6 protein-coding genes are annotated in these 13,381 nt (G+C 45.4%); all 6 read right to left on the reverse strand.

Going from position 1 to position 13,381, the window contains the following annotated elements:
• Nucleotides 1-439 precede the first annotated feature (439 nt).
• Nucleotides 440-1,342, reverse strand: coding sequence for a hypothetical protein (locus tag R3O62_RS01575; protein ID WP_005783042.1), 903 nt, complete (start codon nt 1,340-1,342; stop codon nt 440-442).
• Nucleotides 1,343-1,468: 126 nt separating this feature from the next.
• The gene (locus R3O62_RS01580; protein WP_022011174.1) at nt 1,469-3,820 is read right to left on the reverse strand and encodes a BamA/TamA family outer membrane protein; all 2,352 of its coding nucleotides are present in this window, start codon (nt 3,818-3,820) and stop codon (nt 1,469-1,471) included.
• A 27-nt stretch (nt 3,821-3,847) separates the two neighbouring features.
• Nucleotides 3,848-8,392, reverse strand: a complete 4,545-nt coding sequence (locus R3O62_RS01585) for a translocation/assembly module TamB domain-containing protein (protein ID WP_317472938.1) — start codon at nt 8,390-8,392, stop codon at nt 3,848-3,850.
• A 101-nt stretch (nt 8,393-8,493) separates the two neighbouring features.
• A complete protein-coding gene (locus tag R3O62_RS01590; protein WP_022011172.1) occupies nt 8,494-10,803 on the reverse strand; it encodes an ATP-binding protein in 2,310 nt (769 codons plus the stop codon).
• Nucleotides 10,804-10,806: 3 nt separating this feature from the next.
• Nucleotides 10,807-12,132, reverse strand: coding sequence for an MATE family efflux transporter (locus R3O62_RS01595; RefSeq protein WP_022011171.1), 1,326 nt, complete (start codon nt 12,130-12,132; stop codon nt 10,807-10,809).
• Nucleotides 12,129-13,376 (reverse strand): M16 family metallopeptidase, encoded by a 1,248-nt coding sequence (locus R3O62_RS01600; RefSeq protein WP_005783034.1) that lies wholly within the window; start codon nt 13,374-13,376, stop codon nt 12,129-12,131. Before R3O62_RS01600 ends, R3O62_RS01595 begins: the two co-directional genes overlap by 4 nt.
• Nucleotides 13,377-13,381 lie beyond the last annotated feature (5 nt).

Consider the following 13,381-nt stretch of genomic DNA (forward strand, 5'->3'; position numbering starts at 1 on the left):
ATATTGTAACGATAATCGGGTGGCGAGAGCAACTGATTTTTTCCTGCTTGCCTTTCTTCGGTCGCCCTTTACAAAGTATCAAAAGAGTAGGCAAAACTCCTCGAAGAAAAGATTTAGAAACAGGAAGGTCATACTTCCTTTCCATTTACCGCCATTATGAATGAAACAAAATCAAAAGCGCAAACGGATATTTGCCTGTAAGCCGTTTTTATGAACCTTATCGGATTGCGGTCCGAAAAAACGAGATATAGAGAAATCATATTATCAATTTGACACTTTGACAAATTGACAATCTTTACCATCATAACCCGAATGGTGATTTAAAGTTCATCGGAAGGAATCACACAGAAGAGGTGTGATCCGGCTTGATATTAAAAAGGGACATCTTCACAAAGACGTCCCTTTCAAAATCTACATTATAGAAATGAGCAAATTAGCTTTAGAACAGTTTGTTAGGATATTCACCTGCATCTACCAATGCCTGGATCTTATCTACTACACCTTGACGATCGGCTGCATAAGTCACGCCGAACCATTTGCTTGTAGTATCCAGAACTTTCACACGAGCAGTGCCTTCGTTCACCAACTTGTTTACCATCAACGGAATGAAATATTCTGATTTCAGGTTTCCTTCGTTTTCTTTCAGGAATTCTTTGAAGTACTCTTCCGAATAAGCAAAATAGTCGGGAGTGAATCCCCACATATTCATTGAAACCGGAGTGTTATCACCGATTGTCTGCATTTCACCGTTTTCGTCCTTAAATGATACTTTACCGTCGATACGTTCGATGGCAGTACGCTCTACCACAGTAGTCAGATAACCTTCCGGATTTGTCTCGCAAACGCCACGGGCTACAGATCCGCTTTCTGAAAGCGTATTTCCTACACGGTAACCTACCATGCAGTAGTCGTTCTTTTTACCGTCCATCTTAGACAGTTCGGCACCCAATACAGCAAAGCTGTCACGTCCGTAGAAGTCATCGGCATTGATAACGGCAAATGGTTCCTTGATAACATCTTTACCCATCAGGACAGCATGGTTAGTACCCCAGGGTTTTACACGGTCGGCAGGACAAGTGAAGCCTTCGGGCAGGTTATCCAATGCCTGGAACACAAGTTCCACCGGAATATGATTTTCGTATTTGCTCAGAATCTTATCACGGAAATCCTGCTCAAAATCTTTACGGATAACGAATACAACTTTACCAAATCCACCACGAATAGCATCGTAGATAGAGTAATCCATGATAGTTTCGCCGTTAGGACCCAGTCCGTCCAATTGTTTCAATCCTCCGTAACGACTGCCCATGCCGGCAGCAAGCACAAATAATGTTGGTTTCATAACTGTGAATATTAAAAGGTTAGTGATGTGTCTCATCAGATATCGTTGCAAAAGTACAAAATAGAATGAAGAATGAAGAACGAAGTATGAAGAATTTTCTTACTCCGTTCATCGCCATCGACTATTTTAGAACGGATAACCTACAGCAAAGTGTACCCCCAGCCCTTTCCAGAAAGAACCGGTCACATTGTAATATCCCTTCTTTCCCGTATCGTATGGGTCATGCAAAGGTACGCCACAATCCAGACGCAAAATAAGGAAATCGAGATCATAGCGCAAACCGGTACCCGTTCCCAAAGCAATCTGTTTACCGAAAGTCTTCCAGCGCAATTGCTTCTCCGGCGCCTCATCATCTTTACGTAACATCCAGACGTTACCTGCATCCAAAAAGACAGCACCATGCAAGTCACCATAAATGCGGAAACGATATTCTACATTAGCCTCCATACGGATGTCCCCGGTCTGGTCCAGATAAAGCCCCTTGGATGTTTTCGTGGGACGAAATCCACCCGGACCAATGCTCCGTGCAGTAAAAGCACGTACACTATTGGCACCTCCGATATAGAACTGCTCGCTGTAAGGGGCCGTATTAGTATTGCCATAAGCCCAGATAATTCCTCCTGCAACACGACTGGCTATGGACTGATTCTTGTCGATCCTCCAAGTATAACGGAAATCACTGTTCACCTTTAAAAATTGAGCAAAAGGAACACCAAACAACTTTTTGTCTTTCTGGCTAAACTTCCGTCCGAAAATACGGTAAATGCCGGAAGTGATATTTCCGGCAGAAGTAAACGTAGTCTGCCACCAAATAGGGTTACGCACCCCGCGCAAAGCTGCGTTATCAAACGTATAAGTATATTCCATGGCCGGAATAAACTGATTCTGTAAACTGCGGTACAATGCCTTATTTTGTTCGGCTATCTCTTCAAAAGCTTTTGTTGTATGTTGCAGCACATTGAAAGTCACCCGGAGGGGTGTCAGGCTGTGACGGCTGGTACGAGTCGGCTGAAAATCATAAGTGGCATTCCCCCCGAACGCCAATAGTTTATAATATTTAGCACGGTTCAGCTGGTCGATATACAAACGGAAAGTAGTTGTTGCCGGGAAGTCATATTCACGTCCTCCGAAAGAAGGAAATACCACCCGGGGGAAAGTCAAAGCCGTAGACACTCCCATCTCCCAGCTATTCATCAATGAACTTCCTTTATTCTGCCCGGTCTGCCATTCATAAGAACCTTTCAATTTTACATTCCACGTTTCTCCCCCACCGAATACATTGTAACGAGTCAGCCCGAAAGATGCCCCCGGCCCGGTCTGGTTGTTACTCTTGGTCGTCAGGTTAAATTCCAGTTCGGCATCATACGGTTTATCAAATGTAGCCTGTAAACGTACGTTCAGTGTGTCACATGTTGCCGTAGAGTCCTGAGGTATATATTGCAGATCAAGATAACGGAAAATACTCAATTGTGAAAGACGTTCCTGAATACGTGTCTGCCGGTATTGGCTATACAAGCGGCTATGGGCGGAGTTACGTAAAGAATCATTGCGGACATATGCCTGATAATTCAGCCAACGGTAAAGCATATTCGGACGCACCTGCATTTTCTTATAATAATGAATGTCAAGTCCACGGTATTCAAGTGTGCTGTTAGGCACTTCTCCACCCTTTCCATACAGATAAACTGATGTCTTCCCTACATAGTATGGGCGTTGGGCTGCTTCCGGAAGCCCGGGTACAGGTATCAGCCGGAGACTGACATGTCCGGGATTCAACAGAGTATCCGCCTGATATTTCATGTAATCCGGACGAAAATAAAAATATCCCCGGTTACGCAGCAAAGCGCTGATACGGCTACGTTCTTCATCAAGATCACTGACATTGAACTGTTCGCCCGGTGTCAACAGCGAACCTCGTCGCCCTCTCTCCATGATTCTCAACGTACGCGGATTGAAACGAGTGTAATAAACCGTATCAATATAATAAGGGTCTTTCATGTCAACCGTATAACGTATGCTTGCTTTCAGGCTGTCTTTCTTGTCCGGCAGAGTCTGATAACGGACCGTACCATTAAAGTATCCATAATCGTGCAGCAAATTAGTACCCACCTTGGCACGTATCTCCGGATTAACAGTAGAAATGAATACGGGAGGATTGGCGGCAAATCGATTAAAGAGCCAGCGCCCGAATCCTTTCTTATAATGAACCAGACTGTTGTAAGCCCACATTTTAAAAGGGATAGGAATGAATCCCAACACCTTTGTACTGGGAGCCTTTTCGAGCGCAGCATCCAGTTCTGTCAGGGCATCGTCCGTCAAAGGTGCCTGCGGACGGTTTTCAATAATAGTTTTCGATCCGGTATAAAGCACTTCTCCTTCGGGCAAATGTTTGGTCGTAGAACAAGCTCCCAAAAGCAGCATTACCAAACCGGCTTGTATGGTGCCAAGAAATATATGAAATATCTTTTTACGTATCATCCTATTTTAATCTCTTTTATTAATCAATTACTGATGTGCTTCACCGGTTGATGAAGCCTTCTGTGTATCAGGAGATGTCTTCTTCTTTTTACGGAAAATAAACAACTCACTTAATCTGTCGATACGCTTACGCAGTACCAAACCGATACCGGTCTCCGTAATTTCTCCTTCAAGCACACTTTCATAATTCTTATTATGGAAAAGACGGATGTAACGGGTTCCGGATGTATCGAGACGATATTCCAAAGAAATATTATCGATAAACGATTCAACATCATTTGTAGCTTGTGCACCGGTAGATACCTTGCCGCCAAGCACTATCTGGAAACGATCGTTGAAGAAACGCTGTGAATAACGGAAACTATAGTCGGTACGCTTTCCTCCTGCATCGGCAGCATCATGGTCTTCTACCCCCATCGAGAAACTGGCATTCTTCAAATTACCCGCCAATGCGTTGATCTGACTGGAAAGTATACTGTTTAGTGCCGATCCCATATTCAGTCCGCCACCTCCGGAACTTCCGGAATTTGCAAGATAGAGTCCGGTAGCCAGCATGGCAATGGCTTGCTTCCCACGTTCGTCAGCACTCATAGAAGCCAACTGATTCTGCACTTCTGCATCATCGGGTGCATCAATTTCAAAAGCCAGCGAAAGGTTATCCAAACGATTCTTCACGACAATCGACACGTCAAAGTTAACCATACGCGACTGTCCGCTTTCGCTGCCTACCGAAGCACGAAGGCGCTCGGTGGCTTTCAGGTTTAGCATCGGGTCCATCGGGTTTCCCGTCCATTCTACATAGCTGCCATTGTTTATATTGAATTCTTTCAACGGAATCACAGGAAGGGCATATTTCATCATTCCCCCCGTAAGGGTATATCGTCCTGAAAGAGATAAGTCTCCTTGTGGAGTATATTGCATGCTCAGATTACCTCCTCCCTGCAATTCGACCCGGCTGCTGCGGTCAGCACTCAAATCCGCTTTCAACCGGACTCCGGGATCAATCTGCACAGTCATAATCATATCGAGTCCGCCAAGTGACACGACAGGAGCTTCTTCTTTCTGTACGGTGGTCGTATCACTGAAAGAAGTAAAAGTAACCAGGTCCCCCAACCGGTCTTGCACAGTGAGCGGCGAATCCATCAAGACATAGGTGACATCCGTATTGCCCAGCAGGTTCATATTGCCACGCATCACCAACGCATCCACCGGACCACGCAAAGTTGCATTAAAGTCCACAAACACTTTTCCATATACCAGACTCTCTTTAGTACGGGGAGCGTTGAGCAGCATGTAGTTTTCCGCCAACATCGACAGATTCACTTTAGGACTGCTCAAATCGCGAAAATCGACTGTACCATCAATCGTGAAAGGATTCTTACTGGTGGTAAAAATAGCAAATTTGTCGAACATCAAACGACTGTTCTTAATCTGTACGGGACGGTTGTCGAACGTAAACCTTGCTCCCGCCTGACGGGCGAAGACCGACACGCTGTCCAGAATCAGGTCACCATTGACCAATGGCTGATCCGTATCTCCGGTTATGTGCAGTCCACCATCCATATCACCCGAAAGGTTAACAACCTGATCCGGTACAAAAGCATTGGCTATCTTTAGCGGGAAATGCTCCATTGTGGCATTTACCTCGATACTGTCCTTACCGGTTACCGAGGGATGAAGCGAACCGTCGGCCATCAGAATTTCCTCACCCTCATGGGTCAGATAAGTACTGATGTAATGTTTCCCTCTTTCACCCGGAAGCCACGTTACCCCAAGTGCAACGTCTCCGATACGTTGGCGCTCATAAGTCAGTTCATCGATACTGGCCTCGGCAGATACCTGCAAAGAAGTAGCTGTCTGCACATAATTGGCCTCAGCCGAGAAGAGACCGGACAAATCAGGAAGGTAAGGAAGTACCTTACTGATCTCAGCCAACCGGATGCGTTGCAACTCCACGTCAATATTCTGCAATGACACGGTGTCACTCTGGTTTGATTTCATTCGGAATCCCATATCTTCATCATCTACCATATCGACATTGGCATACAGACGCATGTTTTTATGAAGATATATCCAGTTGTGCCGGTCTACGAAGTGGAACTTCCGAAAAGCGATAATGGGGTTCTCCGGTATCAGCGTGAAAGCAAGTCCCTCCCCTTTTCCACTTCCCTCAACCAATGGACGGACATTCACACCGAAAAGTACACCGGTTTCTCCTTTATCATTTTCATAGCGCAACGTGAGTTCGGCATCATCGTTGCGTATTTCTCCGGCAATACTCGATTTAAATACAATCTGCGGATTCTTGGGCCCGTTGATGACTCCTCCATGCAAACTCATGCGAGTCGTATCTTGCTTGACAGTAAAGTAAATCGTATCCAATTGCAGGGTATCCATCTTCAATGCGTGAATAGCAGCTTTTCCGTTGATACCCCAATCGGGAGCGGTGCCAAACTTCACACCCATATCATGAAAAGCAATATCTTTTGTTGCCAGATAATATGCCAGGGGATTTTCTTTACCGGCAGACATCGAAAAAATGGCAGTAGGCAACGCCTTACGCAATTCTCCATGATCAAGCTCTTTTTTATCAATCTGCTCAATCAGCACATCGGCAAAGTGAATAGATTGTTCAATCAACTTGTCCAGACTGGAACGTGCCGAAAGGTTAAGTTTCATATCACCAGCCGTAAGATGGGTGAAAATACGGTCACGACGAGCCTCTGCTGTAAAATTAAAAGCTAAAGGATGCTTCAAGGGTTTGGGAGCAATACCCAGTTCATACAAGTCGAGTTGGGTAACATCCAAATCAGCCTTTCCGTCCATGTAGGGTTTGGCAAGATGATATTCGGCATTGGCGTTCATCTTCAACAACCGGTTGTCACTAACCACATGGGCTGTGGCAAGTGCATTCTTAACATCACCGGTCACTTCAATTCCCGAAATACGGTAACGTCCGTAATGGAGTGACTCCAACGAAGCTTTCAGTGAAGCAACCGTACGATAAGAAGTAAAGTCCGTTCCCCTGCCTACTGCTGCTACCGATGTAGTCAGTTCATAAATCGAGTCTTTAGGCAGGAAATGATGGAGCTGCAAGGCTTCCACCTTCAGATCGGCCCGATAAGCCTCGGTACTTCCATTGTAAGCCGCATCTACATTCAGTGATCCCTCACCCTCTTTCAGCAAGAGTTGCGCCATATATTGCGGACCTTTCATCCGGGCTTTTGCGACAAGCGACATCTGATTGGGAATGACAAGAGAACTGTCCGCCCTTGTTCCACCCAGAGTTGTCAGGAAATTAAGATTCTGGGTCTGCATTCTCAGGTCGATAACAGCCGACCGCTCCACGCTATCAGTCAGGTTCAGCAACTCCCCACCTCCCGAAAGTGAGAAAGCTCCGGGTAGCTCAGCGCTGAAACGAGTGATCTGCATCTCTTTCAGATTGCCCTCCGTACCGGCACGTATCACCAAAGGGCGGAAAGGATAGGCCTCCTTGAAGCTATCAGGCAACCCACCGGCAAGAAGCAGAACATCCTGCTTCCCGATCATCGCATTAAAGCGTGCGGTCAGCCGTCCGGTCGTAGGAATATTCACCAACTCCCAATAGGTCTGTGCCGTAAAATTTATTTCAGAATGGGGTGTCAACAGTTTCAAGTCCGGCACCCGGATGACAGTATCATTGGCAAACACACGCCCGGTAAGTGAAGTGACACTTAACCCGGACCGGTCGTTCATCGAAAACTCACGGATGACAGCATTCATATTACGCCCGCGATAATACATCGAATCGAGCCCGATACGTATATCACGCAAAGCAATATGTGACGGATCAAAGCCTTCGGCTGGTTCCATCGAACCCACATCATAATTCACAGAAGTACCCGACAACAAAAAGCTGCGAAGCCCGTAACGCAGATTCTTCAAATCGGCTTCGGCCTCATTGATTTGTGCGTCTCCCACATGGGCTGCCAAACGCATACTGTCTGCCGGTAACTGCATGCTGAAGGAAACATTCTTTAATTTCAAATGGCGTAAATCAACTTTCCAACGAACCTCACTCTGAGCAGTATCTTTCGGTGTAGCAGTAGTATCATTCAGAAGTAACTGAACATGGGTATCGGATAATTCGGCCCGATTAATAACAGCTACTTCATTGGGTAAATCCACCCCATGGCTTTCGAGTTTAAAGCTGCCTAAGACACCTTTCAGACGCATACCATCTATCAGGTCAGCAGAGTTAACAGTCACCTGACGAAGAGTGATATCATCCACTTCTACTTTTCCACGAAAAAGCGGAAGTGCCTGCACATGCACATTGAAACTTTCAAGTGATAATAATGTATCGGGAGTCTGAATGACCTCAACCCCTCTTACCAGCAAATTTAAAGGAAATCGCAAATCGATACGCCGGACATTAATCTGCATACCGGTCGCTTCGGAAGCATAAGCAGCAGCCTCCTTTCTCAGAAAATTCTGTACGGGAGGAATATAGAGTAATACCATCAGTATCACAAAGAGTATGACAGGAGTAAGCAAAATCCAGCTTACCCATTTGATCCATTTTCGTTTCATGAAGCTTGTGTCTCAATGTAAAAAGTGATACAAAGAAAACAAAATTATCCGGAAAAAGATTAAAGTGACGATGATTTTATATATGAGTAGACTCACAACAATCACCGGGACTGATCCTCTGCCGCATACCGGCGCGCTTCTGTCAGCACGATATCTACTTGCTGAAGGGCTTCTTTTGCTTTTCGTACAATTTCGTCCGAAATAGCTTCTCCACGGCGCTGCTCCAACCACGAAAGTAAGGGAAGTACTCCTGAAGCCCCAAGTAAAGTAAACAGAGGCAGCAGCTTATGTGCCATCCCTGCTATCCCATCCACATCCATGGTCCGGACAGATTCTTCCATCCGACTCCGGTTTTTCTCCGTTTCTTCAATAAAAGTTTGAATAATAGCTGAAGCTGCTTCCGAGTCATCCTCGGAAAAAGCCGTCAACGCCCGAAAATCAAGAGAGGTCTCCGTCGGCCTGATTGACGAATTTTCAAGGACTTCACCCGTTATTATCGCTAACAGTTCCTTCACCGTAAAAGGTTTGTGCAGACATCCCGCAAACCCATATTCCCGGAAATCCTGTTCGCCCATCTCACTACGTGCAGTAACAGCAATAACCGGGATAGCACGTGCCTGAGGAATATTGGATGCACGCAATAACTTCAGCAAATCGAACCCGTTAATGGCAGGCATCTGAACGTCAGTCAGCAATACGTCAAATGAAGAAGTACGAAGTTGTTCTATCAACTCGTCCGGCTGCTGACAGCAAGTAGCTCGAATATTCTGCTGCTCAAGCATAGCCGCGGTCAGTGCCAATTGAATCCGGTCATCATCAATCAATAAAACATGATTTAGCTTTTGGAAGGATATTTCTTCTCTATCACCAGCCTGGTCTGAAACTGAGGTTGAAGCAACTGCCTCCTCCTGCTTCTCCCCGACAACAGGCCCTACCGGATACAGTGGCAAAATGACAATAAAACGGCTTCCTTCCCCCAGCGTACTTTGCACGCTAATCGAGCCTTCAAGTAACGTCACAAGTTTGTGAACGATAGAAAGTCCCAACCCAAATCCTTCCTCCCCCTGTGCTCCGGGTAACCGGGTAAACTCCTGAAAAATCTTCTCACGATCGCCGGGCGCCATTCCTTTACCCGTATCCGCAACCTCAATGCGGACACTGGATGAATGGTAGGTGACATTCAATGCGATATTGCCCTTTACTGTAAATTTCACAGCATTCGAAAGCAAATTATTCACAATTTGCCGGATGCGTAAAGGATCGCTGATAAAACGTCCATCCAACTCAGAATCTATACTGTAGTCCAAAGCTAAGTGTTTGGCATCGGTCAGTGGTTTGAAACTTACACGAATCTCTTCGAACAGTTGTGCCGGATTGAATGTAACCCGGTTGACTTCTGCTTTATTCAGATCCAACCGATGGAAATCAAGCAAATCACTTACCAGTTTAAGCAAATGTTGCGAAGAACTTTTCATATTGTCCAGATAGAATCGTTGCCTTTCGTCCGTTGTCAACCCTGAAAGCAAATCCGTATATCCGATAATAGAACCCAGAGGAGCTTTAAAGTCATGAGTAATGGCAAGCATTAACTTTTCGCGGGCCTCAAGTAATGCTTCTGCACGTTTATTGGCCTCTTCCAATTCTCTACGGTAACGATTGCTACGGGTAATATCCCGCCAGATCATAATCAAGAAACAAGCAGACAACAATACAGCAGCAACGGCAATTCCTCCGATAGTTCGAGTGGATCTATTGCGAAGCTCTTGCTGTTCGGACGCATTATCCACAGCACGCCGGGTGACTACCTGTTCATAAGTTGTAATCATACTGTCTATGCGAGTGGTCAGTTCCCTGTTCATCCGACGGAGGCGGGCATTATAATTAGGGCGTACTGCCGGCTTTGCCTTCCGCTTGGTTACCGTACGTATACGCTGATGTAACGAGTCAATCGGGTTATAAGACTCAAGAATAGTGTCCGTGGCAAACTCTACTGCTGTATTGACCAATACAGCAGTATCTTCCTTTGAAGGCACAAAAACCTCACCAAGCCTCCTAAAAAAACCCTTCTTTTTTCGCTTGGTAATAACAGAATCGCGTTTGGTAATGATACGGTGCTGCACACGCTGCTGGGTGATCACCGTATCCTGCTCGGCAATAATGGAATCCAACTCAACCGGAGTAATCATGCTTTCATTCGCTTCATTGATGATCTGAAGCATCCGGATAGTATTTTCATCCTTTTCTTTCAACAGAAGAAGCAAACTGTCCGTCTGTAAACTTTGTACATCATCCGTATCAGACAATTTCTCCATCTCCCTATGTACGAACAACAGAGAGAACAATAACACGACCAGCAACAAAGTATACCCCGCCGCGATCTTTACTTTTGTGAAACGGGAAGGAATAGCCATAACTTATCTTGTTTTATACCTGAAACGTAACCATAACATGACTGCCGCACTGCTTAGGCCGAAAGGGAAAGCCATCCAGACTCCGAACAATCCCCACCCCATGACAAAACCAAAGAAATACCCGGCCGGGAGAGAAATAATAAAATAGGCAATGAAAGCAATCAGCATCATAGGTTTTACATCCGAAATGCCACGCAGGGCATTGGCAAAGTTGATTTGCATTCCGTCTCCAAACTGATAAGCCAGAAAAGGCACCATCAGAACGACTACCATCGCTGACACTTCCGTATTGTCAGTAAACCATCCTCCCACCTGATATCGGAAAAAGAAAACAATGGATAACAATACGATTCCCATAGCCAATATGATATGTGCGCCGGCATAAGCCGTACGTCGCACATTAACGATATCGTTTTGACCTTTGAAATTGCTGACCCGTACAGCCACTGCCGCTCCCATCCCATAAAACATCATAAAAGTAAACTGTGAGATAGTGAGCATCACCTGATGGGAAGCCAGAGCAATAGTGCCCAACCATCCTACCATCACCGTACTCAAACTAAATGAAGCAGTCTCCATCCCCATCTGAAAAGCGACAGGCCACCCCAAAGCATTTAACTGCCGAAACAACGCACGCGACCATCCTAAACGGATAAATCCCAGTTTATAACGCAAAAAACGGCGACTACTAAAAAAGACCAATACAAAAACCAACACCATGACAATGCGCGAAAACAATGTGCTGATTCCGGCTCCCAATAGTCCCAACTCAGGGAATCCCAGTTTACCATTAATCAGTATATAATTTCCTACAATATTCAGCACATTACCACCCAGAAGTATCCACATAGCTGTCTTGGTATCGGTTATTCCGTCAGTAAACTGTTTGAATCCGTTAAATAACAGCACAAAAATTAATGAAGCAAGCAATATCAGATAGTAGGGTTTGATCAGAGAAAGCAATTCTTCCGGCTGCCCTAACCTTTCCACATTCAGATAAAGAATCGCCATAATTCCGGTTAGCAAAATGCCCACCAAAAGATTGGCAAGCAAGCTACAACGCAAAGCTTGTCCTGCAGCAGCAAATTTACGCACACCATAAAAACCGCCAACAATGGGTGTAAGCCCATACGAGAATCCGGTGCTGAAAATGATAGCCAACGTAAACATATTATTGACGAAGGAAGCCGCCCCCAGTTCATTGGTACTGTGATGCCCAATCATCAAGGTATCGGCAAAACCAAGTACAATCACTCCCACCTGCCCGATGACAATAGGAAGGCCAAGAAGAAATAGTGCTTTATAATGATTCTTATATATAAGTCTCATTCCTGCTCTCCCTTGCTACTCTTATAGTAAAGTACCACCCCATTTTCTTCACGGAATGCGGTTTGTGCCACTGCTTTCAGACGGTCGGCAGTTACAGCACGATAACGTTCTACTTCCTTCTCCATATCTTCTGCTTGTCCGTTCAACTCAAACCATGCAAGATTCGTCGCTACATTCAGGTAATTGATATTTCCAAATATCTGGGTAGACTCAAATTTATTCTTCACTTTCTCAAGTTCATGTTCCTGTACCAAAGCAGTTTGCAACTCGTTCAACTCTTCACGTACGGCTGCCTCGGCCTCTTCCAATGATACACCGGCAGCCGGTTTACCACTGATATGAAACAAACCGGCATCAATCGTTCCTGATATATAGGCATCAATACTCGAAAACAATTGTTTTTCTTGTACAAGATGCTGATTCAGGCGACTGGAACGTCCGTTACTTAAAATATCCGATAAAATATCAAATGCATAATAATCGGCATCCAAACGGTCACACATGTGATAAGCCATAAAAAGCGAATCAAGCGGCACATTCCGCTCGACTACCTGGCGGCGCTCTCCTGTCTGGACAGGCTCCTTGGGCAACTGCCGTAAAGGAACCTCCCGACGGGGAATGGGTCCGAACCACTTTTCCGTAAGACTTACGGCCTCTTCAAATGATATATTTCCGGTGACAGCAAGCACAGCATTATTGGGCGCATAAAAACGAAAAAAGAAATCTTTGACCTCTTCCAATGTTGCATTGGCTATGTGGGACAATTCTTTACCAATGGTAGGCCACTGATAGGGATGAACCCGATATGCCAAAGGGCGCAACAAATGCCCGACATCACCATATGGCTGATTGAGACAGCGTTGCTTGAACTCTTCCATTACCACTCCACGTTGCACTTCCAGGCTGCGCTCACTAAAATCAAGACTCAGCATCCTATCAGATTCAAGCCAAAATCCAGTTTCCACATTCTGCCGGGGTACAGTGAGATAATAGTTGGTAATATCATTATTGGTCCAGGCATTATTTTCTCCTCCCGCTAATTGAAGCGGTGCATCATAATCGGGTATATTCACCGAGCCCCCAAACATCAGATGCTCAAAAAGGTGAGCAAACCCGGTATGTTCCGGGTTTTCATCCCTGGCTCCCACATTATAAAGAACGTTGAGTGCAACCATCTGCGTGCTGGCATCCTGTGAGTGAACCAGCCTCAAGCCATTGCTCAGAATATGCCTGTTGATCTGCAGCATAT

This window comes from Bacteroides hominis, from assembly GCF_033042785.2.
In the GTDB taxonomy this organism is placed as follows: domain Bacteria; phylum Bacteroidota; class Bacteroidia; order Bacteroidales; family Bacteroidaceae; genus Bacteroides; species Bacteroides hominis.

Excerpts from the sequence above, each read along its gene's own strand:
- R3O62_RS01580 (WP_022011174.1), bottom strand. The coding sequence starts at position 3,820 with ATGATACGTAAAAAGATATTTCATATATTTCTTGGCACCATACAAGCC.
- R3O62_RS01595 (WP_022011171.1), bottom strand. The coding sequence starts at position 12,132 with ATGAGACTTATATATAAGAATCATTATAAAGCACTATTTCTTCTTGGC.
- R3O62_RS01585 (WP_317472938.1), bottom strand. The coding sequence starts at position 8,392 with ATGAAACGAAAATGGATCAAATGGGTAAGCTGGATTTTGCTTACTCCT.
- R3O62_RS01590 (WP_022011172.1), bottom strand. The coding sequence starts at position 10,803 with ATGGCTATTCCTTCCCGTTTCACAAAAGTAAAGATCGCGGCGGGGTAT.
- R3O62_RS01575 (WP_005783042.1), bottom strand. The coding sequence starts at position 1,342 with ATGAAACCAACATTATTTGTGCTTGCTGCCGGCATGGGCAGTCGTTAC.